General features: G+C 73.7%; 25 protein-coding genes and 1 pseudogene. 20 read left to right on the forward strand and 6 right to left on the reverse strand.

Translation table 11 applies throughout. The features are described 5' to 3' along the window. Positions 1-39 precede the first annotated feature (39 nt). Positions 40-1637 (forward strand): annotated as a pseudogene (locus RHODO2019_RS01610) (AMP-binding protein). Between the two features lie 58 nt (positions 1638-1695). Here the strand turns inward: RHODO2019_RS01610 and RHODO2019_RS01615 are convergent. Continuing rightward, entirely contained in the window at positions 1696-1953 is a 258-nt protein-coding gene (locus RHODO2019_RS01615) for a hypothetical protein (RefSeq protein ID WP_265383329.1), read from the reverse strand. Between RHODO2019_RS01615 and RHODO2019_RS01620 the strand changes: the two genes are divergently transcribed. From RHODO2019_RS01620 to RHODO2019_RS01635, 4 genes are all read left to right on the forward strand, one after another. Continuing rightward, positions 1943-2377: an AMIN-like domain-containing (lipo)protein gene (locus RHODO2019_RS01620; RefSeq protein ID WP_265383330.1), complete on the forward strand. Its 435-nt coding sequence runs from the start codon at positions 1943-1945 to the stop codon at positions 2375-2377. The genes RHODO2019_RS01615 and RHODO2019_RS01620 overlap by 11 nt on opposite strands. Before the next feature lie 23 nt (positions 2378-2400). Next, a complete protein-coding gene (locus RHODO2019_RS01625) occupies positions 2401-3156 on the forward strand; it encodes a phosphoglyceromutase (RefSeq protein WP_354005560.1) in 756 nt (251 codons plus the stop codon). Positions 3157-3286: 130 nt separating this feature from the next. Beyond that, on the forward strand, positions 3287-4498 hold the full coding sequence (locus RHODO2019_RS01630; RefSeq protein WP_265383332.1) for a sensor histidine kinase: 1212 nt from the start codon (positions 3287-3289) through the stop codon (positions 4496-4498). Beyond that, a complete protein-coding gene (locus RHODO2019_RS01635) occupies positions 4495-5184 on the forward strand; it encodes a response regulator (protein WP_265383333.1) in 690 nt (229 codons plus the stop codon). Before RHODO2019_RS01630 ends, RHODO2019_RS01635 begins: the two co-directional genes overlap by 4 nt. Before the next feature lie 71 nt (positions 5185-5255). On the opposite strand, the gene RHODO2019_RS01640 is transcribed toward RHODO2019_RS01635, so the two are convergent. Together RHODO2019_RS01640 and RHODO2019_RS01645 are read right to left on the reverse strand one after the other, a co-directional pair. Further along, positions 5256-6164 (reverse strand): type IV toxin-antitoxin system AbiEi family antitoxin, encoded by a 909-nt coding sequence (locus tag RHODO2019_RS01640; RefSeq protein ID WP_265383334.1) that lies wholly within the window; start codon positions 6162-6164, stop codon positions 5256-5258. A gap of 300 nt (positions 6165-6464) precedes the next feature. Continuing rightward, positions 6465-7232, reverse strand: a complete 768-nt coding sequence (locus RHODO2019_RS01645; protein ID WP_265383335.1) for a DUF3109 family protein — start codon at positions 7230-7232, stop codon at positions 6465-6467. A gap of 34 nt (positions 7233-7266) precedes the next feature. On the opposite strand from RHODO2019_RS01645, the gene RHODO2019_RS01650 reads away from it, so the two are divergent. The 9 genes from RHODO2019_RS01650 to RHODO2019_RS01690 all read left to right on the forward strand — a co-directional run bounded on the left by RHODO2019_RS01650 (position 7267) and on the right by RHODO2019_RS01690 (position 14318). After that, on the forward strand, positions 7267-8220 hold the full coding sequence (locus RHODO2019_RS01650) for a Ppx/GppA phosphatase family protein (protein ID WP_265383336.1): 954 nt from the start codon (positions 7267-7269) through the stop codon (positions 8218-8220). After that, the gene (locus tag RHODO2019_RS01655; RefSeq protein WP_265383337.1) at positions 8217-8972 is read left to right on the forward strand and encodes an Rv0497 family membrane protein; all 756 of its coding nucleotides are present in this window, start codon (positions 8217-8219) and stop codon (positions 8970-8972) included. The genes RHODO2019_RS01650 and RHODO2019_RS01655 overlap by 4 nt, the downstream gene beginning before the upstream one ends. Further along, positions 8969-9835 (forward strand): sugar phosphate isomerase/epimerase family protein, encoded by an 867-nt coding sequence (locus tag RHODO2019_RS01660; protein WP_265384885.1) that lies wholly within the window; start codon positions 8969-8971, stop codon positions 9833-9835. Before RHODO2019_RS01655 ends, RHODO2019_RS01660 begins: the two co-directional genes overlap by 4 nt. Then, positions 9832-10629, forward strand: coding sequence for a thioesterase family protein (locus RHODO2019_RS01665; protein ID WP_265383338.1), 798 nt, complete (start codon positions 9832-9834; stop codon positions 10627-10629). Before RHODO2019_RS01660 ends, RHODO2019_RS01665 begins: the two co-directional genes overlap by 4 nt. Before the next feature lie 101 nt (positions 10630-10730). Further along, positions 10731-11531 (forward strand): pyrroline-5-carboxylate reductase, encoded by an 801-nt coding sequence (gene proC / locus RHODO2019_RS01670; RefSeq protein WP_265383339.1) that lies wholly within the window; start codon positions 10731-10733, stop codon positions 11529-11531. A gap of 149 nt (positions 11532-11680) precedes the next feature. Then, the gene (locus tag RHODO2019_RS01675; protein ID WP_265383340.1) at positions 11681-11893 is read left to right on the forward strand and encodes a helix-turn-helix domain-containing protein; all 213 of its coding nucleotides are present in this window, start codon (positions 11681-11683) and stop codon (positions 11891-11893) included. A gap of 175 nt (positions 11894-12068) precedes the next feature. Next, positions 12069-12170 carry a 30S ribosomal protein bS22 gene (locus tag RHODO2019_RS01680; RefSeq protein WP_010241351.1) on the forward strand — a complete coding sequence of 34 codons (102 nt, stop codon included), beginning with the start codon at positions 12069-12071 and terminating at the stop codon, positions 12168-12170. A 136-nt stretch (positions 12171-12306) separates the two neighbouring features. Further along, positions 12307-13377 (forward strand): NAD-dependent epimerase/dehydratase family protein, encoded by a 1071-nt coding sequence (locus tag RHODO2019_RS01685; RefSeq protein ID WP_265383342.1) that lies wholly within the window; start codon positions 12307-12309, stop codon positions 13375-13377. After that, a complete protein-coding gene (locus tag RHODO2019_RS01690) occupies positions 13374-14318 on the forward strand; it encodes a lysophospholipid acyltransferase family protein (RefSeq protein ID WP_265383343.1) in 945 nt (314 codons plus the stop codon). The genes RHODO2019_RS01685 and RHODO2019_RS01690 overlap by 4 nt, the downstream gene beginning before the upstream one ends. A 6-nt stretch (positions 14319-14324) precedes the next feature. On the opposite strand, the gene RHODO2019_RS01695 is transcribed toward RHODO2019_RS01690, so the two are convergent. The 3 genes from RHODO2019_RS01695 to RHODO2019_RS01705 all read right to left on the reverse strand — a co-directional run bounded on the left by RHODO2019_RS01695 (position 14325) and on the right by RHODO2019_RS01705 (position 17611). Beyond that, positions 14325-15257 (reverse strand): HAD family hydrolase, encoded by a 933-nt coding sequence (locus RHODO2019_RS01695; protein WP_435532247.1) that lies wholly within the window; start codon positions 15255-15257, stop codon positions 14325-14327. Between the two features lie 75 nt (positions 15258-15332). Further along, positions 15333-16745, reverse strand: coding sequence for a DUF5667 domain-containing protein (locus RHODO2019_RS01700; protein WP_265383345.1), 1413 nt, complete (start codon positions 16743-16745; stop codon positions 15333-15335). A 167-nt stretch (positions 16746-16912) separates the two neighbouring features. Then, the gene (locus RHODO2019_RS01705) at positions 16913-17611 is read right to left on the reverse strand and encodes a sigma-70 family RNA polymerase sigma factor (protein WP_265383346.1); all 699 of its coding nucleotides are present in this window, start codon (positions 17609-17611) and stop codon (positions 16913-16915) included. A 251-nt stretch (positions 17612-17862) separates the two neighbouring features. Here RHODO2019_RS01705 and RHODO2019_RS01710 point away from each other — a divergent pair, with 251 nt between their 5' ends. The 6 genes from RHODO2019_RS01710 (at position 17863) to hemC (ending at position 24301) form a co-directional block, all read left to right on the forward strand. Continuing rightward, positions 17863-18126 carry a glutaredoxin family protein gene (locus RHODO2019_RS01710; protein ID WP_265383347.1) on the forward strand — a complete coding sequence of 88 codons (264 nt, stop codon included), beginning with the start codon at positions 17863-17865 and terminating at the stop codon, positions 18124-18126. A gap of 105 nt (positions 18127-18231) precedes the next feature. Next, positions 18232-19866: a molybdopterin-dependent oxidoreductase gene (locus RHODO2019_RS01715; RefSeq protein WP_265383348.1), complete on the forward strand. Its 1635-nt coding sequence runs from the start codon at positions 18232-18234 to the stop codon at positions 19864-19866. A 223-nt stretch (positions 19867-20089) separates the two neighbouring features. Next, on the forward strand, positions 20090-20770 hold the full coding sequence (locus tag RHODO2019_RS01720; RefSeq protein WP_265383349.1) for a fasciclin domain-containing protein: 681 nt from the start codon (positions 20090-20092) through the stop codon (positions 20768-20770). Positions 20771-21144: 374 nt separating this feature from the next. Next, positions 21145-21951, forward strand: a complete 807-nt coding sequence (locus RHODO2019_RS01725; RefSeq protein WP_435532157.1) for a redox-sensing transcriptional repressor Rex — start codon at positions 21145-21147, stop codon at positions 21949-21951. Then, positions 21948-23339 carry a glutamyl-tRNA reductase gene (locus RHODO2019_RS01730; RefSeq protein ID WP_265383350.1) on the forward strand — a complete coding sequence of 464 codons (1392 nt, stop codon included), beginning with the start codon at positions 21948-21950 and terminating at the stop codon, positions 23337-23339. Before RHODO2019_RS01725 ends, RHODO2019_RS01730 begins: the two co-directional genes overlap by 4 nt. Beyond that, entirely contained in the window at positions 23336-24301 is a 966-nt protein-coding gene (hemC, locus tag RHODO2019_RS01735; RefSeq protein ID WP_265383351.1) for a hydroxymethylbilane synthase, read from the forward strand. The genes RHODO2019_RS01730 and hemC overlap by 4 nt, the downstream gene beginning before the upstream one ends. Positions 24302-24317: the final 16 nt, after the last annotated feature.

Below are 24317 nucleotides of genomic sequence, written 5' to 3' on the forward strand. Positions count from 1 at the left end.
TGTGACAGGTGACACCGCCTGTCCGCCTGAAGGAGTCCGATGAGCTTCGCCAGCCCGTTCCCCGACGTCGAGATCCCCGACACGAGCCTGTTCGACTTCCTGTTCGGGGACGTCGCCACCGACCCGGAGCTGGCCGCCAAGGTCGCCCTGGTGGACGGGCCGTCCGGGGCCGAGACCACCTACGGCCAGCTGGTGGGCCAGATCGAGGCCCTGGCCGGGGCGCTCGCGGCCACCGGGTTCGGCAAGGGCGACGTCGCCGGGCTGCTCTCGCCCAACGTGCCGGCGTTCGCCACCGTCTTCCACGGCATCGTCCGCTCCGGCGGCGCGGCGACGACGATCAACGCGCTGTACACCGCCCGGGAGATCGCCGGCCAGCTCACCGACTCGAAGGCCTCGTGGCTGTTCACCATCTCGCCGTTCCTGCCCCAGGCCGACGAGGCTGCGGCGATGGTCGGCATCCCGCCCGAGCGCGTGGTGACCCTGGACGCAGTGGAGGCCGCACGAGCCTGGCCGAGCTGCTCACGCAGGGCCACCCGGCACCCGAGGTCTCCACGAGCTCCGCCACCGACCTCGCGGTGCTGCCGTACTCCTCGGGGACCACGGGCCGGGCCAAGGGCGTCATGCTCACCCACCGCAACCTCATCGCCAACGTCGCGCAGGGTGCCCCGCTCATCACCCTCACCGGGGCGAGCAAGGTCCTCGCCGTGCTGCCGTTCTTCCACATCTACGGCATGAGCGTGCTCATGAACTCCGGGCTGTGGCGTCGGTCGACCATCGTCACCATGCCGCGCTTCGACCTGGTGGAGTTCCTGTCCATCGTGGCCGCGCAGCAGATCACCCACGTCTACATCGCCCCGCCCATCGCGGTCGCGCTGGCGAAGCACCCGGTGGTCGCCGAGCACGACACCTCGTCGCTGCAGATGGTGTTCTCCGGCGCGGCCCCGCTGGACGCCGAGCTCGGCCGGAAGGTCGCCGAGCGGCTCGGCTGCACCGTGCGGCAGGGCTACGGCATGAGCGAGATGAGCCCGGTCAGCCACGCCATCCCGGCCGACCGCGACGACGTCCCGCTGGGCACCGTGGGCCTCACGCTGCCCAACATGGAGTGCAAGATCGTCGACCCGGCCACCGGCGAGGAGGTGGAGTATCCCAGCGAGGGCACCTCCGCCCCGGGCGAGCTGTGGTGCAAGGGCCCCAACATCATGCTCGGCTACCTCGAGAACCCCGAGGCCACCGCGACCACCCTGGACGACGAGGGCTACCTGCACACCGGCGACGTCGCCACGGTCTCCGCCGAGGGGTACGTCAGCATCGTCGACCGGGTCAAGGAGCTCATCAAGTACAAGGGCTACCAGGTGCCGCCGGCCGAGCTCGAGGCGCTGCTGCTCACGCACGAGAAGATCGCCGACGCCGCCTGCATCGGGGTGAACGACGCCGACGGCGAGGAGGTGCCCAAGGCGTTCGTCGTGCTGCAGCCCGGCACGGAGCTGAGCGAGCAGGAGGTGATCGACTTCGTCGCCGCCAACGTCGCCCCGCACAAGAAGGTCCGCGTGGTGGAGTTCCTGGAGCTCATCCCCAAGAGCGCGGCGGGCAAGATCCTGCGCAAGGACCTCCGGGCGCGGGAGAAGGCCACCGCCTGAGCCCTGTCGCCCCCAGGGGTGGCGGGGGTCGGAGGGCAGCGCCGAGGTGTTGTCCGATTTACCGCCCGAGGGCCAGGATGGTCTCGACGGGAGGTTCGGCGTTGCGCGGACGAGGTGCTCGGCGGGCGTCGGTCGGGCTCGCGCTCGTGCTGGCCGCGGGGTGCGGCGCGCCCGCCGGGCCATCAGTGCCGCCCCCCGTCGCCGGTACCGCGGCGGACGTGCCGTCGCCGAGCCCGGGGTCGTCCACGGCCCCCACCACGACGGTCCTCCGTGCCCCGTCCGCCCCGCGGAGCACCCCGGCGTTCGTGGCCGACACCGCGGAGCAGGTGGGGGAGGCGTCCGGCAGCTCCGCGCTGGTCACCTCCGTCCGGGTGGTGCCCCAGCCCGGCTACGACGAGGTGGTCCTGGAGCTCTCCGGCGACCCGGGCGCCGTCCCCGGCTTCCGGGTGGGCTACGTCGACACCCCGGTCGGAGACCCCAGTGGGCGCCCGGTGGCCGTCGAGGGTTCCGCCTACCTGCAGGTGCTGGTCTCCGGCGTGCTGGGGGTGGACGACGCGAGCGCGGACGTCAGCCCGTCCGGCCCGCTGCCCGTCTCGGGCGAGGTGGTCACCCAGGTGGTGGCGGGAGCGTCGTTCGAAGGGCTGCACCAGTTCTTCGTCGGGCTCGACGCGCAGCGATCCTTCCGGGTGCGCGCCTCGGCCGACCCCGGACGGGTCGTGGTGCAGATCCTCACCCCCTGAGCCCACCTGCCAGGATGTGGACCATGAGCACCGGAACCCTCGTCCTGCTCCGCCACGGCGAGAGCGAGTGGAACGCCCTGAACCTGTTCACCGGCTGGGTGGACGTCGCGCTCACCGAGAAGGGCGTGGGTGAGGCCATCCGGGGTGGGGAGCTGCTCCGCGAGCACGACCTGCTCCCCGACGTGCTGCACACCTCGCTGCTGCGGCGGGCCATCTCCACCGCGCACCTCGCCCTCGACGCCGCCGACCGGCTGTGGATCCCGGTGCGCCGGGACTGGCGGCTCAACGAGCGGCACTACGGAGCGCTGCAGGGCAAGGACAAGAAGCAGACCCTGGCCGAGTTCGGCGAGGAGCAGTTCATGCTCTGGCGCCGCAGCTACGACACCCCGCCCCCGGCCATCGAGCGCGGCAGCGAGTTCAGCCAGGACGCCGACCCCCGCTACGCCCACCTCGAGGACGGCCCGGACGGCGGACCGCTCACCGAGTGCCTCGCCGACGTCGTCGCCCGGCTGCTGCCGTACTGGGAGTCGGCCGTCGTGCCGGACCTGCGGGCGGGTCGGACCGTGCTGGTCACCGCGCACGGCAACTCCCTGCGGGCCCTGGTCAAGCACCTCGACGGCGTCTCCGACGAGGCGATCGCCGGGCTCAACATCCCCACCGGCATCCCGCTGCGGTACGACCTCGACGACGACCTCCGTCCGGTGACCGCGGGGGGCACGTACCTCGACCCGTCCGCGGCTGCCGCCGCCGCGGACGCGGTGGCCCACCAGGGCCGCTGACGGGTGCGCCGGTGGGCTCCGCTGAACGCCGGGTGAACACCCGCGCAACACCACGCGGCGGGTCTGTGACCTGCACCCGCGGGGGTCCACGCTGCTCGGGTGCACCCCCGGCCGGCCGTACGATCCGCTTGTGACCGTCGTGGGTTCGGTGCTGCTCGCGATCGCCGCCACGGCGCTCGGGGTGGTGATCGGTCTGGTCGTCTTACCCTCGCTCCGGGCCCGCCGGGCGGAGGCCGTGCGCGCTCGCACGGGCCTGACGGTGTCCGAGGTGCTGGACCGAGTGGTCGAGTCCTCGGAGAACGGGATCGCCGTGGTCGACCGCTTCGGTGACGTGGTGCTCTGCAACCCGCGTGCCGAGGAGCTCGGGGTGGTCCACGAGCGTCGGATGGACGCACGGGCGTGGACCGCGGTGCAGCGTGTGTTCGCCACCAGGGAACCTGTGGAGGTCGTGCTGGGCGCGGACGCGCGGCCCGGGCGTGCCCCCATGGCGGTGATCGGTCTGGCGCGACCGCTGGGTTCCGACGACGACCGGTTCGTCGTCGTGGAGGCCGCGGACGAGTCCGAGCGGGTGCGCCTCGATGCGACCCGGCGCGACTTCGTGGCCAACGTCAGCCACGAGCTCAAGACCCCGGTCGGCGCCATGGCTCTGCTCGCGGAGGCGCTGCTCGAGTCCCCCGAGGACCCGGAGGTGGTGCGCCACTTCGCCTCCCGCATCCTGCACGAGTCGACCCGGCTGGGCTCCCTGGTGACCGAGCTCATCGCGCTGTCCCGGCTGCAGGGGGCGGAGGCGCTGCCCCAGCTCGACGTGGTGGACGTCGACGACGTGGTCGCGGAGGCCTTGCGCCGATCGGACCTCAGCGCCGAGGCGGCGGGAATCGCCGTCACGGTCGACCGCCCGAGCGGGCTCGAGGTGAAGGGCGACCGGACACTGCTCGTGACCGCCCTGTCCAACCTCGTGGAGAACGCCATCGCCTACTCCCCGGCCGGCTCGCCGGTGTCGGTGAGCCGTGCCCTGCGCACCGACCACGTCGAGGTCAGCGTGACCGACCGCGGCATCGGCATCCCGCTGGAGCACCAGGAGCGCGTGTTCGAGCGGTTCTTCCGGGTGGACCCCGCCCGGTCCCGGGTCACCGGCGGAACCGGCCTCGGGCTGGCCATCGTCAAGCACGTGGCGGCCAACCACGACGGGGGCGTGCGGCTCTGGAGCAGGCCGGGGACGGGTTCCACCTTCACCCTCCGCGTCCCGGTGCACACCGAGGACGTCGACGACGAGGCCCCCCCGCCGCGGCTGGTGTCCACCGACGGCTCGACCAACAGATCCAGGAACGGAGAACCACGGTGACCAGGGTGCTGATCGTCGAGGACGAGGAGTCGCTGGCCGACCCGCTGGCCTTCCTGCTGCGCAAGGAGGGCTTCGAGACCGCTGTCGCCACCGACGGGCCGGCGGCGCTGGCCGAGTACGACCGTGGCGGCGCCGACATCGTCCTGCTGGACCTCATGCTCCCCGGGATGAGCGGCACGGACGTCTGCAAGCAGCTCCGGCTGCGCTCCGGGGTCCCGGTGATCATGGTGACCGCGCGGGACAGCGAGATCGACAAGGTGGTCGGTCTCGAGCTCGGTGCGGACGACTACGTGACCAAGCCCTACTCCAGCCGGGAGCTCATCGCGCGGATCCGCGCGGTGCTGCGGCGCGGGGTGGAGAGCGAGGACGGCCCCGACCTGGACCCGGGCGTCCTCGAGGCCGGACCCGTGCGGATGGACGTGGAGCGCCACGTCGTCGTGGTCAGCGGCCAGACGATCACGTTGCCGCTCAAGGAGTTCGACCTGCTGGAGTACCTGCTCCGGAACTCCGGGAGGGTGCTCACCCGGGGGCAGCTCATCGATCGGGTCTGGGGGGCGGACTACGTGGGCGACACCAAGACCCTCGACGTCCACGTCAAGCGGCTGCGGGCCAAGATCGAGCCCGACCCGTCCACCCCGGTGCACCTCGTCACCGTGCGCGGGCTGGGCTACAAGCTCGAGCCGTAGCGCGGCCTGTCCTGGCGTGATCATGGAGCTACCGGGGTCGTGACGGCTCGCCAACCCCGGTAGCTCCATGATCACCGCGCGCCGGGCGGGGTCGTTGTGGCGCGTGCGAGCAGCCGGTGGACCCGGGAGACGAGCAGGGCGGGTTCTCTCCGGACGTCGGTCGCAGTCACGCGCAGAACAGTCCACCCATGGTCCAGCAACCACGCGGCCCGCGATCGGTCCCTCCTCAGGTCGGCCGGTGAGCTGTGGTGGTCGAACCCGTCGTACTCGACTGCCACCCGCGCGGTGGGCCAGGCCAGGTCGAGCCGGTAGAGCTCGCGGCCCCACTCATCGAGCACGGGGTGCTGCGGCACGGGGGCAGGAAGGTCCCCGTCGTGCAGCACGAGTCTGGTCTCGGACTCCATCGGGGACTCCGACCTGCCGTCGGCCAGGCTGACCAGCTCGCCGAGCACCGCCGTCCCGCGGCGTGCGTGCTGCTGCCCGAGTGCGAGCTCGAGCCCCTCCGGTGTGCACCTCCCAGCGTGGAGCGCCGCGTCAAGGGTGGCCAGCGCCCGGGGTCGTGAGACCGTGCGCGCGACCTCGAGGGCGGTCCACGCCGGCATCGTGAGGCGCTGACCGTCCAGACGGCCGATCGGAGCACCGGTGCGCTGGTGGATCTTCAGTCCGGCCCGAGAGCCGAGGTGGTGGCCGGGGGTGGCGAGCACGTGGACCGCCGGGTCCGTCTGCACCGCGAACCCCAGGAGCTCGGCTGCCGAACCGAGGCAAGCCACCACGGACCCTCCCGAGAGCAGCTCGAGCCCGTCGAGCCGCGTGCGCAGGTCCCCGGCCTGCTCCGGCAGCGCCAGGACACCCCGCCACACCCGACGCAGCTCGCCCCGCTGCACAGCACCCCGGAGCTCGTCCGGGGTGCACCACCGACCCGCGGCCGAGGTGCCGACCACTCGGTGGGCGTGCAGGTGGGAGCGCAGGTCGGGGTGCACCACGTCATCGTCGATCCGTCCCGGGCGCTGGCAGGTCGGATCCCCCACCGCTGTGGACAACCTCGATGCCTGTGGACAGCCCGCCTGCTGGCCGATGGCGGCCCTGCCGGCTGCGCCCGCGACGGTGGTCCCGCGTGCGAGACGCAGCACCTCGCGGCGTGATCATGGAGCTGACGGGCCCTGGTGGTCGGTGCCCCCCCCGCGTGCTCCATGCTCACCGCCGGGGTGAGCAGTGAGGAGCCGTGTTGAGCAGTGAGGAGCCGGGGGACGGGGAAAGTGGGGGGCAGGGCGACGTCGGGGTCAGCGGGCGGACGCGGGGTGCACGGCCACGAGCCCCAGCCCCGCCCGGCGCTTGCACAGGACCGCCAGCTCCGCGTACGCCTCGTCGCCCAGCAGCGCCGCGAGCTCGGGCCCGTAGCTCACCCAGACGGCCTCGGCGCCGACGTGGGCCTCGGGGGAGGACGTGCACCACCAGTGCAGGTCGGCGCCACCCGGACCCCAGCCGCGCCGGTCGTACTCGCCGATGGTCGACACCAGGATCCGCGTCCCGTCCGGGCGGTCCACCCAGTCCTGCGTTCGCCGCACGGGCAGCTGCCAGCACACGTCCGGCTTGACCTCCAGGGGGTGCCGTCCGGTGCGCAGCGCCATTCGGTGCAGCGCGCACCCGGGTCCGCCGGGGAAGTCCGGGCGGTTCAGGAACACGCACGCGCCCTGCACCTTCCGGGTCCGCTCGGTGGGCTCGCCCTCGAGGTCATCGAGCTCGGTGTACCCCTTGCGGCCCAGGCCCTGCTTGCGGAGCTGCCAGTCGTCCGCCGTCAGGTCGGCGACGGAGGCGTCGAGGCGCGCCCGGTCCTCGGCGTCGGAGAAGAACGCGCCGTGGGTGCAGCACCCGTCGTCGGGTCGGTCCGCCACGGTGCCGTGGCAGGCCGGGGTGCCGAACACGCACGTCCAGCTGGACAGGAGCCAGGTGAGGTCGGCGCGCACCAGGTGCTCGGGATCGGCCGGGTCGGTGAGCTCGATCCACTCGCGCGGGAAGTCGGGCCGGACCTCGGGCACGGGAGCGGTCACAGCGGGCGACGGTAGACCGTCTACGGTATCGCCCGTGCGCCTAGGGGTGCTTGACGTCGGGTCCAACACAGTCCACCTCCTGGTGGTGGACGCCCATCGTGGTGCCCGCCCCACGCCGATGAGCTCCACCAAGTCGGTGCTGCGCCTCGCCGAGCAGCTCGACCGCGGTGGTCGCCTGACCCGCGAGGGCGCTGACCGGCTGGTCGACGCCGTCGCCGAGTCCGCCCGGGTCGCGGCGGACGCGCGGTGCGAGGAGGTGATGGCCTTCGCCACGTCGGCCGTCCGCGACGCGACGAACTCGGTGTCGGTGCTGCGGCGGGTCCAGCAGGAGACGGGCGTGGCCCTGCAGGTGCTCGCCGGGGTGGACGAGGCACGGCTGACGTTCCTGGCCGTCCGGCGCTGGTGCGGGTGGAGCGCCGGACGGATCCTGGCCATGGACATCGGGGGTGGGTCGCTGGAGCTGGCCACGGGCCTCGACGAGGATCCCGACACCGCACTCTCGCTGCCGCTGGGGGCCGGTCGTCTCACGCGCGACCGGCTCGCCGAGGACCCGCCGGAGCGCGCACGCCTGGACGAGCTGCGGCAGTGGCTGGACGCCGAGCTCGCCCCGGCCGCCCGGCAGCTGACCGACCGCGGAACGCCCGATCGGGTGGTGGCCACGTCCAAGACGTTCCGCTCGTTGGCCCGGCTGACGGGGGCAGCACCCTCGACGGCGGGGCCGATGCAGCGCCGGGTGTTGACGGCGGCCGGTCTGCGCCAGCTCATCTCGTTCATCTCGCGGATGTCGTCCGCCGATCGGGCGGAGCTGGACGGGGTGAGCGCGGCGCGCTCGCACCAGCTCGTCGCAGGTGCCATGGTGGCGGAGGCGAGCATGCGGGCGCTGGCCGTCACCGAGCTCGAGATCTGCCCGTGGGCCCTGCGGGAGGGCGTGATCCTCCGGAGGCTGGATGCCGCCCCCGGCGACGACCTGCGTGGAGGACTGACATGACGATCGGCGACGACGGCGGGACGCCGTCCCGGCAGGTGCACGTCTCCGAGCTGCTCGCGGCCCACGGCAGGACGGTGTCACCGTCGGGTCGCCGGCGGCGGCGGGTCGAGCCCGACGAGGTGCCGGTGGTCGACGAGGTGCCGGTGGTCGACGAGGCCACCCCGAGCGTCCTGGACCTGCCTGCTGCGGACCCTGCCCCGGTCGACACTGCCCCGGACCCCGCCCCGGTGCCGGTCGATACCGCCCCGGTCGACACTGCCCCGGTCGACACTGCCCCGGACCCTGCCCCGGTCGACACCGCCCCGGACCCCGCGCCGGACCCCGTCCCGGTCGACACCGCCCCGGACCCCGTCCCGGACCCCGCCCCGGTCGACACCGCCCCGGTCGACACCGCCCCGGACCCCGTCCCGGTCGACACCGCCCCGGACCCCGTCCCGGTCGACACTGCCCCGGACCCCGTCGGCAACGACGCGCCTGCGGCCGCGAGCAGCCCCGTCCGCGAGTGGGCGCTGGTCGGCGTGCAGTTGGTCGGCGCCCTCGTCGGGGGGGCCCTGCTGTGGTTCGGCTTCCGGTGGCTGTGGGAGTGGCAGTCGGTCGTCGCGCTCGTGCTCTCCGCGGTCGTCATCGTGGGTCTGGTCGTCGTCGTGCGCGTGCTCCGCCGCGATGAGGACCTGTTCAGCACCGTGCTGGCGGTGCTCGCCGGGCTCATCGTCACCGTCAGCCCGCCCGTGCTCACCCTCACGGGGCGCTGAGCGTGTCGATCCCCGTCGCACTGTCCACGGCGTCGGTCTACCCGGAGTCGGTCGAGGCGGCCTTCACCATCGCGGCCGAGCTGGGCTACGACGGTGTCGAGCTGATGGTGTGGGCCGACAGGGTCAGCCAGGACGTCCGTGCCGTCGAGCGGCTCTCGCGCCGCTACGGGGTGCCGGTGCTCGCGGTGCACGCGCCCTGCCTCATCGTCACCCAGCGCATCTGGGGCCCCGACCCGGTCAAGCGGCTCGATCGCGCCGTCGACGCGGCGGGGGTGCTGGGAGCCCGCACCGTGGTGGTGCACCCGCCGTTCCGCTGGCAGCGCCGCTACGCCGACGGCTTCGCCGACCAGGTCGCCGACCTCGAGCGGCGCAGCGGGCTCGTGGTAGCCGTCGAGAACATGTTCCCGCTGCGCGCGGACCGCTTCGTCCGCGCGGGCCGGGGCGCGGCCGAGCTGAGGGCCGGCCACGGAGGGGGTCCGGGGACGGCGCTGTCCACCTACGCACCGTCCTGGGACCCCACCGACGTCGGTCACGCGCACTACACGCTGGACCTCTCGCACACGGCCACCGCGGGCACCGATGCTCTCGTGATGGCCGCGACGATGGGGACCCGGCTGGCCCACCTGCACCTCACCGACGGCACCGGGGCCGCCACCGACGAGCACCTCGTGCCCGGCCGCGGCACGCAGCCGTGCGCGGAGGTCTGCCAGCGCCTCGCGGCAGAGGGGTTCGACGGTGTGGTGGTGCTGGAGATCGGCACCCGGGCCGCGCGCACCCGAGCCGAGCGGACGGCCATGGTGGCGGAGTCCCTGACCTTCGCCCGGACCCACCTGCGGACCCCTGCCCAGCGGAGCCGCTCGTGAGCGCCCCGTTCAGCGCGGCGCTCGCGCTCGCGCCGGACGGCGACGGGTACGCGGCGGTGCTCGGGCAGGCGTGGACGGTGGGTCCCAAGGCCCACGGGGGCCTGCTGCTCGCGCTGTGTGCCGCAGCCGCCCGCGCCGCGCTGGACGTGCCGGGTGCAGAGCCGCTGGTCGTGAGCGCGAGCTACCTCGCCGCCCCTGACCCCGGCCCGGTGCACCTCGCGGTGGAGGTGCGCAAGCGGGGTCGGTCGGTGTCCCTGGTCGACGTGGAGCTCCGCCAGGGCGAGCGGGTGGCCGTGCGTGCGGCCGTCACCCTGGGCGTGCCCGACTCCGTCGAGCCGCTGCGCGAGGCGGCACCCGACGGCCAGCCGGCCGAGCCCCCCGCCGATGCCATCGAGGTGGCTGCGCACCCCACCGGCGACGTCATGAACCTCGCCGCGGTATGCGACCTGCGCCTGGACCGCGCCACCGCGGCCTTCGCCGAGGGGCGGGTGGACGGCCAGGCCGAGATCCGGCTCTGGGTGCGCCCGCACGGGGAGGACCCGGACGTGCTGTTCGCGCTGCTCGCCGGCGACATCTCCCCCCCGGTGACGCTGAACATCGGCCGGCCCGGGTGGGCCCCCACCGTGCAGCTGACCGCCCTCGTGCGTGCCCACCCCGCCCCTGGCTGGCTGCGGGTGCGGATGAGCAGCCGCTGCGTGGGTGGCACCTGGTTCGACGAGGACGCCATCGTGACGGACTCGGCCGGCACCCTCGTCTGCCAGAGCCGCCAGCTCGCGATGGTGCCCCGCCCCTGACCCGCCCCGCCCCTGACCCGCCCCGCCCCTGACCCGCCGTGGCCGGAGCCGTCGTGGCCGGAGCCGCCCGTGCGCCGACCCCGCCGTGGCAGGCTCACCCCATGACGACGATCGCGGTCCTCGGGGCCGGCAAGATCGGGGAGGCCCTGCTCGCCGGGCTGCTGCGCTCCGGCCGCGCCCCCGCGGACCTGCTGTTCTCCGAGCGGCACCCGGAGCGAAGCGCCGAGCTGACCGCGCGCCACGGGGTCCGTGCCGCGAGCCCCGCCGAGGCCGCCCGCGAGGCGGACGTGCTCGTGGTGGCGGTGAAGCCGCAGGACATCGACACCGTGCTGACCGAGATCGGAGACCTGCGGGTCGGGACGCTCGTGGTGTCCCTGTGCGCTGGTCTGCCCACCTCGCTGTACGAGTCCCGCCTGCCCGCGGGCACACCGGTGGTGCGCGTGATGCCCAACACCCCCATGGTGGTGGGGGAGGCCATGAGCGCGGTCTCGGGCGGCACCCACGCCACCGAGGAGCACCTGGCGCTGGTCACCGAGCTCCTCGGCGCAGTGGGGCGCGTGGTGCGGGTGCCGGAGAACCAGCAGGACGCCGTCACCGCGCTCTCCGGCTCCGGCCCGGCGTACTTCTTCTTCCTCGTCGAGGCGATGATCGACGCCGGCATCCTGCTCGGCCTGCCGCGTGCGGTGGCCTCCGAGCTCATCGTCCAGTCGGCGGTGGGGGCGGCGACCATGCTGCGCGACTCCGGCGAGCACCCGGTGACGCTGCGCGAGGCGGTCACCTCCCCGGCCGGAACCACCATCTCGGCCATCCGCGAGCTGGAGGTGCACGGGGTGCGGGCCGCGCTCATCGCGGCCATCGAGGCCGCCAGGGACCGCTCGGTGGAGCTCGGCCGGGCCACCTGAGCCACCCGCACCTGCTGCGGCCCCGAACCGTCACCCGAACGCAGGTCACACAGGTCCCACGTGTCCCGCTAGTGTCGGAGGGAGCACGTGCGTGTCCGTTCCGTCGGTGGGGAAGACCGGCGGCGCGACACGTGCCGGAGGACCCACACATGCCCAAGCCCGTCGAGGGCCAGCCCGCGCTGGCTGCCACCGATTTCCTGACCGTCGCCGAGGTGGCCGCGCTGATGCGCGTCTCCAAGATGACGGTGTACCGGCTCGTGCACAGCGGGGAGCTGCCGGCCGTCCGCGTCGGGCGCAGCTTCCGCGTGCGCGCCGCCGCCGTGCACACCTACCTCGAGTCCTCCTACTTCGACGCCGGCTGAGCGGGGGTGGCGGCCCAGGCGCTCTCCGTGGTCAGGGTCCGAGCCCCGGAGCAGTAGAGTGCAGCCAAGGACGTGCTGGACCCTGACCGTCGGGTGCCGCACCGAGACGTGACGACCGAGTCGCTGGGCACCACCGACCAGCGCGACCGACCGAGGACTGCGAGGGAAGCCCGCCATGGGTTCAGTGATCAAGAAGCGCCGCAAGCGGATGTCGAAGAAGAAGCACCGCAAGCTGCTGCGCAAGACCCGCGTGCAGCGTCGCAAGCTCGGCAAGTGATCTGACGGCCGCACCCGGCCGACCGCGAGAGCCCGCCTCCCCCTGGGGACGGCGGGCTCTCGGCGTTGGTGGGGCGGCCGGTTCGAGCCCCGAACGCCCCTGCCGCCGTCACCGCCACGCTCGGTAGGCTCCCGGCATGAGCCCGGTATCCGTCGATGCCCCAAGGGTGGTCCTCGTCACCGGGGCGAGCCGCTTCCTCGGGGGGAGCATCGCCGCCCGGCTCGCAGGGCACCCGTCGGTCGAGCGCGTCATCGCCGTCGACACCGAGCCACCACGGACCGGCGTCTTCCGCACGGAGCACGCCGCGGATGCCGCCACCGTCGAGTTCGTCCGAGCCGACATCCGCAACCCCCTCATCGCCAAGGTGATCGCCTCGGCCGGGGTGGACACCGTGGTGCACGCCGCGCTGAGCGCGAGCCCGGGGCGCTCCGGCGGGCGCAGCACCATGAAGGAGATGAACGTCATCGGCTCCATGCAGCTGCTGGCGGCCTGCCAGGGTGCTCCGACGCTGCGGCGGATGGTGGTGAAGTCGACGACGGCCGTGTACGGCTCCCGCTCGCGCGACCCGGCGGTGTTCACCGAGCAGATGGAGCCCAAGGCCACCACCGGCGGCGGGTACGCCAAGGACTCGGCCGAGATCGAGGGCTACGTTCGCGGGTTCGCCCGGCGCCGGCCCGACGTGTCCGTGACGGTGCTGCGCTTCGCCAACGTCGTGGGACCGCGGATGGACACCGCTCTCACCCGGTACTTCTCGCTGCCGCTGGTGCCCACGGTGCTCGGCTTCGACGCCCGGGTGCAGCTGCTGCACGAGGAGGACGCGCTGGCGGTGCTGGAGCTGGCCTGCACGGCCCCTGCGGCCGGCACGTTCAACGTGGCCGCCGACGGGGTGCTGCTGCTCTCCCAGGCCATCCGCAGGGCCGGTCGCATCCCGGTGCCCGTGCCGGCGCAGCTCACCCCGACCCTCGCGCGCTTCGTCCGCGGTGCGCGGCTGGTCGACTTCACCCCGGAGCAGGTGCAGTTCCTCAACTTCGGCCGGGTGGTCGACACCTCCGCGCTCACCCGGGCGCTGGGGTTCCGGCCGCGGTGGACCACCCAGCAGGCGTTCGACGACTTCGTCACCGCCCGCGGGCTGCGACCGGTGCTCGATCCCGCCCGGGTGCGGGCCGTGGAGGAGCGGGCCGTGGCAGTGGCCGGGGTGCTGCCGTGAGCGGCCCCGGGGCCCGGGTGATCCCGCTGCACCCGCAGGGCACGACCGACCTGCCCGCCCCGGAGTCCCTCGACGAGCCGGTGGCGGTCCCGGAGCCCTCGGCGGTGCAGCGCCAGGTGGCCGGGGCGGCAGCGTTCCTGCGGCGACGTCTGACCGGGGACTACACCGTGGACGAGTTCGGCTTCGACCCCGACCTCAACGACCACGTGATGATCCCGGCCCTGCGGCCGCTCTACGACACGTGGTTCCGGGTCGAGGTGTCGGGCCTGCACAACGTGCCGTCGGAGGGGGCGGCGCTGGTGGTGGCCAACCACTCCGGGGTGATCCCGCTGGACGCCCTGATGACCACCGTGGCCCTGCACGACCACCACCCCGCGTCGCGATCGCTGCGGATGCTGGCCGCGGACCTGGCGCTGGCGACTCCCGTGCTGGGCAGCCTCACCCGCAAGGCGGGGCACACCCTGGCCTGCGCTCCCGACGCGGAGCGCCTGCTCAACGCGGGGGAGGTGGTCGGGGTGTGGCCGGAGGGCTTCAAGGGCATCGGAAAACCCTTCGCGGACCGCTACAAGCTCCAGCGGTTCGGGCGGGGCGGCTTCGTCTCCGCTGCGCTGCGCACGGGGGCGCCCATCATCCCGTGCTCCATCGTGGGGGCGGAGGAGACCTACCCGATGATCGGCGACATCCGGTTCCTCGCCCGCCTGCTGGGGTTCCCCTACTTCCCGGTGACCCCGTTGTTCCCGCTGCTGGGTCCGCTGGGTGTCGTCCCGCTGCCGTCGAAGTGGTACATCGAGTTCGGCGAGCCCATCGAGACCACCGAGCTCGGCCCGGCGGCGGCCGAGGACCCGATGCTGGTGTTCAACCTCACCGACCAGGTGCGCGAGACGATCCAGCAGACGCTCTACCGGCTGCTCTCCCAGCGCCGGGGCGTGTTCACCGGCTGACCGGCATCAGGCGTTGCGGCGGTGGCTGATCCCGGCCGCGACCGCACCGGCCACTGCACCCGCGCCGAGGACGGAGGGGACACCGATCCGCGCGGCGCGGCGCCCGGTGCGGAAGTCGCGCACCTGCCAGCCGCGGGCGCGCGCGAGCTCGCGCAGGTCCTGGTCCGGGTTCACCGCGACGGCGGTGCCGACGGCGGAGAGCATCGGCACGTCGTTGTGGCTGTCGGAGTAGGCCGTGCACCGACGCAGGTTGAGTCCCTCCCGCGCCGCCAGCGCCCGCACCGCCTGGGCCTTGGCCGGCCCGTGCAGGATGTCGCCGACGAGCCGGCCGGTGAAGACGCCGTCCGCGCTCTCGGCGACCGTGCCGAGCGCCCCGGTGAGCCCCAGGCGGCGCGCGATGATCTGCGCCAGCTCCACCGGGGTGGCCGTCACCAGCCACACCTGCTGACCCGCGTCGAGGTGCATCTGGGCCAGCGCCCGGGTGCCCGCCCAGATCTTGTCGGCGATGAGCTCGTCGAAGATCTCCTCGCCGAGCCGGGTGATCTCCGCGGTCTCTCGGCCGGCGACGAAGGAGAGGGCCTGCTCGCGGCCGGTGGCGACGCTGGTGGCGCTCTCCCTGCCGCTGACCCGGAACAGGAGCTGCTTCCACGCCATCCCGGCGAGGTCGGACCCGGTGAAGTACTTGCGGGCCGCGAGGCCGCGGGCGAAGTGGAAGATCGACGCGCCCATGATCATGGTGTTGTCGACGTCGAAGAAGGCGGCTGCGGTGAGGTCCCGCGGCACCACCAGGGTGTCGGCCGGGTGGCCGTCCCCGGCGTTGTCCAGGGCGACCTGGGCCATCGCGGCGTCCGCGCTGGCCTCGCCCGCGGCGGTCGCGCGCAGCTGGGCGGGAGTGGGGGTGGAGCGGCGGAACCGGCCGGTCGCGCTGGCCACGGTCACCTCCTCGCCTCGTGCTGCGTGCACCCGTGTCCTACCGGTCCGAGCGTAGCCGCCCGGCGCGACGGGGTTCGGGGCTCAGCCTCCGATGGTGATGGGGGGCAGCCCGGGCAGGATCGGTCCGATGGTCACCGGGGGGATGATCGGCAGCGGGACGGAGACGGTGGACGGCAGCAGCGACGGGACCGGCAGGGGCAGCGGGGGGACGCTGGTGCCTCCCGTGGGCAGCGGCAGCGGCAGCGCGGGCTGGGTGGGTGCGGCTGGCACGGTGCCGGCGACGCCGCCGGGGTCCTGACCGCCGGAGCCCGGAGCCGTGGAGCCCGGACCTGTGGAGCCCGGACCTGTGGAGCCCGGACCTGTGGAGCCTGGGTCGGACCCCCCCGGGCCGGACCCGGTACCGCCGCCCTGCTGTGCGTCCGGCGCGGCCGCACCGGTGGTGGCCGTCGACGGCGGGAGCACCGGGGCTGTCGGGGCGGTGCCCGTGGTGCCGGCGGCGCTGGAGCAGGCCGTGGTCGCCGGCAGCGGCCCGAGGTCGTCGGTCCTGCCGCTGGTGATCGGGCTGCAGGCCAGGCGGGCGCTGAGGGCATCCGCCCGGCCCCGGACCTGCTCGAGCACCCCGACGGAGGAGTCGAGGCGGGGCTGCGCGGCGCTGGGCAGCTGCGCACGCAGCGCGTCCAGGCGGGCGGACTGGCCCTGTGCCCAGGTGGCGAGGGAGCTCAGTGCCGTCGGGTCGCCCGCCACGCCGGTCGTGGTGAGCAGGCCGGAGCCGGCGGTGGACTGGGAGTCGACGTCGTCGAGGAGCGTGCCCACCGTCGCGGGATCGACCTGCTCGACCGCGACGAGGACGACCCCGCCGCTGCCGGTCCCGAGGGCCGAGCTGCTGGCGCGGTCGACCAGGGCGCCGAGCTCGTCCACCCGCCGGGCGGCGTAGTCCAGGTGCCGCAGGCCGCGGTCGACGTCGCCGAAGGTGAGCTCGAGCCGGGTGGTCTCGCCGGCCCGCTTCAGGGAGTAGAGGGCGTCCCCGGGCAGGGCGTCGCGGCTCAGCACCAGGCTGATGCCGCTGAGCGCGACCACCAGGCAGAGGGCGGCCGCCGCGGCGACCAGGAAGCGGCCACGAGCGCCGTGACCGGTGCGTCGACGGGCTGCCAGCTCGACAACCTGGACCTGCTCGACCCGCTCGACCTGCACCTGCTCGACCGACCCGGGCGTGGCCGCCGGACCGGTGGAGGGCGCAGCACCGGGGACGACGGTGGGAGCCCCGTCCGCCAGGCCGGCGAGCACCCGCGTCCGCATGCGGTCACGGGCGTTGGACGACGGGGAGAGCGCGGGCGCCAGGGCAGCGATCGAGGCCACGACCCGCAGCTCGTCGGAGGTGAGGTCCTGCAGGTCGGGTGGGGCACCGTTGGTGCCGGTGGGGAGCAGGTCCGGGGACGGGGCGTCGGAGCGAGGTGCTCCTCGACCCGGGCGTTCAGGCTGCAGTGCGGGCTCCACGCCGGGACCTCCCTCCCTCGTTCCGGACGTCCTCGGGGACGGCCGTCCGCCTGGTGCGAGGAGCCCCGGCCGAGGCCGGTTCTCCTGCTCTGGAGAACGACGGGGGTGGCCTGGGGGTACGGGGTCCGCGCCACTCGTGTCGATCATGGTATCCGTGGGGTTGTGGGTCAGCGGAGGTCAGCCGGGACGAGGCTGGCCAGGCGACGGACGGCGCGGTGCTGCAGCGCCTTGACCGCACCCTCGTTGCGTCCCATCACCACGGCCGTCTCGGCGACGGAGAGACCCTGCAGGAAGCGGAGGGAGATGCACTCGCGCTGGTCCTCCCCGAGCTGGTCCACGCACTCCATCAGCGCGGCGTTCACCGCGCCGGCGACCACCTCCGCCTCGGGGTCGTCGGAGGAGTCGGAGTCGCGGAACTCCGAGGTGGTCACCTCCAGCCGGTAGCGGCTGGACTTCACGTGGTCGAGCACGAGGTTGCGGGCGATGGTGACGAACCACGCGCCGACGTCCTTGCCCTGGTAGCTCACCGAGGTGATCCGGCGCAGCGCTCGCAGGAACGCCTCGCTGGTGAGGTCCTCGGCGAGCAGCCGGTCGCCCACGCGGTAGAGGACGAACCGGAAGACCATGTCGACGTAGCGGTCGTAGAGGGCGCCGAAGGCGGCCGTGTCGCCGGCCTGGGCCGCGTGCACCAGCGCCCACGTCGCCAGCACGTCGCGCTCCTCGGCGTCGGTGCGGCCCAGCGGGTGCGGCTCGGCCACGATCTCCAGCGCAGGTGCTGCCGGGTCGACGGGGTCGGTCCTGGGGGGCTCGACCGGATCGGCGCCGTCGCGGGGGCTGGGGGCGCTGGACAACGGTCGCGCGCTCACGCGCACCTCATCGGCGCGATCGTCGTTGGAGGGGCAGGACAGGGGCGGTCCGGAGCTCGGCAGCCGACATGTTCCACCCCCTCCTCGTCGTGGCGCGGGCGCCGCGGTGCGGACGTCCACGGTGACGTGGGCCAGATCATAGCCGTTGTTACCGCCCGGTAGCGGTCGACGCCGCGGGCCCTGTGCGGCGGGACGGGCGGGCCTCCTCCGGGCCACCCGGAAGAGACCGAGCCTGCTGGCAGACTTCGGGAGTGCCCACCCCTTCTCGCATCACGCTGCTCACCCGCGCGGGGTGCACCGCGTGCGACGCGGCAGCCGACCGGCTCGACGAGATCTGCGGGGAGCTGGGCCTGGTGTGGGCGTCGCTCGACGTGGATGCGGCCGCGGGCAGTGGCGACCGGGAGACCCGCGCGGAGTTCGGCGACCGGCTGCCGGTGGTGCTCCTGGACGGGCGGGAGCACAGCTACGGCGGCGTCGACGAGTCACGGTTGCGACACGATCTCCAGCTCGGTTGATCTTGGCCTCCAGTGGGTGGCCCCCCGAGCCGAGGTAGCTCCTGTCCGCGCCCATCCTTGCCGCGGCAGCGAACCGGAGCACCCCTGCCGTGCGAACCTACCTGCATGAGTGAGCAGCAGAACCCCCGCATCTCGGTACCCGCCTCGATCCTCGTGGGAGTACTGGCAGTTGGTGCGGCACTAGGGATCTCGAACCTGGTCGCCGGTCTCGTCAACCCGCCGTCGACGCCGTTCCTCGCAGTCGGCAACGCGGCGATCGACCGGACGCCCAAGGGGCTCCGTGAGTTCGGCATCAGCACGTTCGGGGCCAACGACAAGCCCGTGCTGCTGCTCGGCGTCGGCATCACCATGGTGATCCTGGGCGTCGTCGCAGGGCTGATCTCCCGGCGCCGGGCGCTGCCGGGGGTGATCCTGGTCGTCGTTCTCGGCGTGGTCGGGCTGGTGGCCGTCAACAGCCGCCCGAACACCACCACCGTCGGCCTCGTCTCTCCCGTGGTCGCCGCGGTGGCCGGAGTGGCGGCCCTGCTGCTGCTGCGGCGGGCCACGCTGGCCCGCTCCGGGCACGTCCTCACGGCCAAGAACGCCACCGCCACCGAGCTCGCCGCAGCCTCGCACCCGGCCGCGGACGGCACCCCGGTCGACGAGCCCGCGGGAAGCTCGCACGGGGTGTCCCGGCGTGGCTTCCTGGGCACCTCGGCCGGGGTCGCGGTGGTGGCCGGTGCGGCCGGCTACGGCGGACAGCTGCTCGGCCGCGTCGACATCGCGAGCTCGCAGGCCGGCGTGGGCACGATCGCCGCGCCCGACCCACTTCCGGCTCTCAAGGCCTCCGCCGACTTCTCCGCCGACAAGGGACTGCCGTTCATCACCTCGAACGCGGACTTCTACCGGGTGGACATCGCCCTCGGTGACGGTCCCGCGCTGACCACGCAGGACTGGTCGCTGCGCATCCACGGCATGGTGGACAAGGAGATCACCCTCAGCTTCGCCGAGCTGATCGCCCGGCCGCTCATCGAGAAGCGCCTCACGTTCACCTGCATCTCCTACGTCATCGGCAGCGAGCTCGTGAGCACCGCCGACTGGGTGGGGGTCTCGCTGACCGACCTGATCAAGGAGGCCGGACCGCAGGGCGGCGCCGACCAGATCTTCTCCACGAGCAGCGACGGGTACACCGCCAGCACGCCGCTGGCCGCGGTGCTGGAGGCCGACCGCGGTGCGATGCTCGCGGTGAACATGAACGGCGAGCCGCTGCCCCAGGTGCACGGGTTCCCGGTCCGGATGATCGTGCCGGGCTTCTACGGCTACTGCTCGGCCACCAAGTGGCTGGTCGACATCGAGGTGACGTCGTTCGCCGACAAGAAGGCCTACTGGACCACGCGCGACTACGCGGCGACCGCACCGGTGAAGACCGGGTCGAAGATCGTCTTCCCGAAGGGGCTCACCGAGCCCGTCCCCACCGGGACGGTGTCCGCCACCGGGGTCGCGTGGTCGCAGCCCAACGGCATCTCCAAGGTCGAGGTCCAGTTCGAGAACGGCAGCTGGATGGAGGCCCGCCTCGCCGACGACGAGGGGCCGAGCACGTGGCGGATGTGGCGGATCGACCTGCCCAACGTCAGCGCCGGCAACCACTTCCTCTCCTGCCGCGCCTACGACGGAAACGGTCAGCTCCAGACCGACGTCATGAGCCCGGTGCTCCCCGACGGACAGTCGGGCCTGCACCGCATCAACTTCTCGGCGCGCTGACGCCGGGAGCACCCCAGGGTCCGCCGTGGTCGATCCACTGTGGACCGTGAGGTGCGCGTGAGGTGAAGGTATCGATCGAGACTCGTTCTGCCCGTGGAGCTCAGCCGGGTCTGCGGTCGATGCTGAACCGTGATCTTCTCGGATCGAACCGGACGCAGGACTTCCTGCGTAGGTACACACGACGGCCCAGACGCACTGGGCCCGCAACTTGGAGGTTCCTCTCGTGAAGAAGACCCAGCGCCTCGCGGCAGTCGGCGCCCTCGCCGCCCTCACCCTCACCATCTCGGCCTGCAGCAGCGGGGAGACGGCGTCCACGACGTCGAGCTCCACCACCGCATCTGCCGCCAAGACCACCACCGCGGCGCCCTCCTCCTCGAAGGCCGCCACCGCCGGCTCGGCCGACGGCGTCACCAAGATCGACCAGATCTTCGGCCCGGCCTGCTCGCAGGTCCCCACCACGGGCCCCGGCTCCGCGGCCGGCATGGTCGACGCGGCCGTCGGCACCGCCGCCAGCAACAACCCGCTGTTCAAGACCCTCACCGCAGCGGTCACCGCGGCCGGCCTGGTCCCGACCCTGAACGACACCAAGGCGGCCTACACGGTCTTCGGCCCGATCGACTCCGCCTTCACGGCGCTGCCGGCCGGCACCCTCGACAAGCTCCTGGCCGACCCGTCGGGCCAGCTCACCACGATCCTGACCTACCACGTCATCCCCAAGCGCTACGACGCCGCCGGCCTGGTCGCCGCCGGTTCCGTCAAGTCCGTGCAGGGTGGCGAGGTCAAGATCACCGGCACCGCCGCCGCTCCCCTCATCAACGGCAACGAGGTCCTCTGCGGCAACATCCCGACCGCGAACGCCACCGTGTTCGCCATCGGCACCGTCCTGACCCCGCCGGCGAAGTAGTCCGAACCAGCTCCCCGAGCTGACGCACCACCGGAGCACCAGCACGACATCTGCACCCAGAGCGCCCCGGCCCACCGGCCGGGGCGCTCTGGTGCGTCCGGACCGTTCCGTCCACGACCCGTCGCCCTGAGCCGATCCCGCGTCGTCCGACGGTGTCCCCCCGCGCGAGGGTGGACATGGCGCACGCCACACCCGGTCACTTTGTGCCTGTCTTCACAAGCGGTTACCGTGGGGTCAACGCTGCAGGTGGGAGCCCCTCTCCGCCGTCCGGGCCACACTCCGGGCGCGCGCCGCCGGGGCATCGTCGAGACGAGCCAGTCCACCGCCGTGCCGAGCCCTCCGGGGTGGGGACCGCCACCGCTGGGAGAGCACACGTGAGCCAGCACCACCAGGCCCGGGGAGCCCTGGCTGGGCCGCGCCCCGTGGTGCCGGTGCCGGTGCCCGGCGTCGATCCCACGGCCACCCGGGCTGTCCCGGAGGCCACCGTGGTCCGGCTCGCCGTCTACCTCCGCGTGCTCTGCGCACTGGCGGAGGCAGGCACTCCGACGGTGTCCAGCGAGGAGCTCGCCACCGCGTCCGGGGTCGGCTCGGCCAAGCTCCGCAAGGACCTCTCGTTCCTGGGCTCCAACGGCACCCGCGGTGTCGGGTACGACGTGCCCCGGCTGGTCGCCCGCCTGGAGGCCACCCTGGGGCTCGACCGCGGCCACCAGGTGGTGCTGGTCGGGGCCGGCAACCTGGGTCACGCCCTGGCGGGCTACGACGGCTTCAGCCGGCGCGGCTTCGCGCTGGCGGCCCTGTTCGACAAGGACCACGCGCTGGTCGGCGAGCAGGTCGGCGGCACCGCGGTGCGCCACCTCGACGAGCTCGACGCCGTGTGCGCCGAGCTGGACATCGCGATCGGTGTGGTCGCCACCCCGGCCGAGGCTGCGCAGGACGTCTGCGACCGCCTCGTCGCCGCGGGGGTGCGCTGCATCCTCAACTTCGCGCCCGTGGTGCTGCAGGTGCCCGACGGCGTGGACGTCCGCAAGGTGGACCTCGCCGTCGAGATGCAGGTCCTCTCCTTCCACATGGCCCGCCGTGCCGCCGAGACCATCGGCGACGGCGCCCACGAGCTCGATCCCGCTGCCGGTCCTGGCGTTCGGGTCCCTGTCACCGAGAACGGGCCGGTGGTCGTGCCGTGAGTGTTCTGCTCGTCGGGATGTCGCACGAGAGCGCGCCGGTTGCTGCGCTCGAGCGCCTGGCCGTCTCCGACACCGACCGGCCCAAGCTGCTCGAGGAGCTGTTGCGCTCTCCGCGCGTGTCCGAGGCCATGCTCGTCTCCACCTGCAACCGCGTCGAGGTGTACGCGGTGGTCGACGCCTTCCACGGGGCGCTGGCCGACGTCGGTCAGGTGCTCGCCGACCACGCCGGGTCGACCGTGGCCGAGCTCACCGACCTGGCCGGGCCGGGTGGGCTCCGCGTCCTCTACGGCGAGAAGGCCGTGGAGCACCTGTTCCGGGTGGCCAGCGGGCTGAACTCGATGGTCAAGGGGGAGCAGCAGATCCTGGGCCAGATCCGGGCCGCCTACGCCGCGGCCGACGCCCAGCAGGCCGCCGGGCGCACCGTGCACGAGCTCGCCCAGCAGGCCCTGCACGTGGGCAAGCGGGTGCACTCCGAGACCAGCATCGACTCCGCCGGGGCGTCCGTGGTCTCCGTGGCGCTGGCCCGCGCGGCGGCGGCCCTGGGGGTGGCCAGCCTGGCCGGACGGCGGGCGGTGGTCCTCGGCGCCGGAGCGATGGGCGGCCTGGCCGTCGCGCACCTGCAGCGGGCCGGCGCAGCGGAGATCCTCGTGGCGAACCGCACGCCCTCGCGCGCCTCGGTGCTGGCCGCCACCGTGCAGGGCGTGAGCGCGCGGGCCATCGCCGTGGACGAGCTCCCCGCAGCCCTGGCGCAGGCCGACGTGCTCGTCACCTGCACGGGCGCGGTGGGCACGGTGGTCACCCTGGCGCAGGCCCACACCGCGCTCGCCCGACGGTCCGCCGACCGTGGGCCGCTCGTGGTGTGCGACCTGGGGCTCCCGCGGGACGTGGACCCCGCCGTGGCGTCGCTGCCCGGAGTGGTCCTGGTGGACCTGGAGACCCTGCAGCGCGACCCCGGGGCCAGTGCAGCAGCCGACGACACCGCGGCCGCCGAGCAGATCGTCGCGGCCGAGCTCGCGGGCTACCTGGCTGCGCAGCGCTCGGCCGAGGTCACCCCCACGGTGACCGCCCTGCGCCGCCGGGCTGCCGAGGTGGTGGAGGCGGAGCTGCTGCGCCTGGACGCACGGCTGCCGGGACTGGGGGGCCAGGACCGCGACGAGGTGGCCCGCACCGTGCGCCGGGTCGTGGACAAGCTGCTGCACGCGCCGACGGTGCGGGTCAAGCAGCTCGCGTCCGCCCCGGGCGGCGACAGCTACGCCGAGGCGCTGCGCGAGCTGTTCGGGCTCGGGCCGGGCACGGTGGACGCCGTGGCGGGCCCGACGGAGCTGCTGAGCGCCGAGGACGGCCCCGGCACCGTCGAGGACCGGCTGCTCGGGGGTGAGGACTCGTGAGCGCGGGGACCGTGGACGCGCACGTCGCCGTGCTGCGGATCGGCACCCGGGGCAGCGTGCTCGCCCTGACCCAGGCCGGCACCGTCCGCGACGCGATCATCGCCGCCGGCACTCCCGCCGAGCTCGTGGTGGTGCACACGGCTGGCGACGGCTCGCACGCCCCCGTCGAGCAGATCGGCGTCGGGGTGTTCACCGCGGCACTGCGAGAGGCGCTGGCCCGCGGTGACGTCGACGTTGCCGTGCACTCCTACAAGGACCTGCCCACCGCGCCCGACGGCCGGATCACCCTGGCGGCGGTGCCGGTGCGCGAGGACACCCGCGACGCGCTCGTGGCCCGCGACGGCATGGTGCTCGGCGAGCTGCCCGCCGGCTCGACCGTGGGGACGTCCGCCCCTCGCCGGGTCGCCCAGATCCTGGCGCTGGGGCTGGGGCTGGTGCTCGTCCCGCTCCGCGGCAACATCGATAGCCGGCTGGCCAGGGTCAGCTCCGGCGAGCTCGACGCCGTGGTCGTGGCCCGCGCCGGACTCTCCCGGGTGGGACGGCTGGCCGAGGTGACCCAGGCCCTGGACCCCATCGACGTGCTGCCGGCCCCGGCCCAGGGAGCGCTCGCGGTGGAGTGCCGGGCCGACGACCTGGCGACGACCGCGGTGCTCGCCACTTTGGACGATCCGCCCAGCCGTGCCACCGTGGACGCCGAGCGCGCCCTGCTCGCCGCCCTCGAGGCGGGGTGCACCGCCCCGGTGGGCGCGGTGGCCGAGATCGTCGAGTCCCTCGACGACGACGGCCGGGTGTTCGAGGAGATGTCCCTGCGCGGCTGCGCGGCGGCGCTGGACGGGTCCGAGGTGCTCCGCGCCTCCGCCGTCGGTCCGGTGTCCGACGCGGTGGCGCTGGGGCGGGCCGTGGCCGCCGAGCTCCTGGAGATGGGCGCGCACGACCTGATGACCGCGGTGGCGACCCCGTGACAGCACGACCGGACGA

Source organism: Rhodococcus antarcticus (assembly GCF_026153295.1).
Taxonomy (GTDB): Bacteria; Actinomycetota; Actinomycetes; order Mycobacteriales; family Mycobacteriaceae; genus Rhodococcus_D; species Rhodococcus_D antarcticus.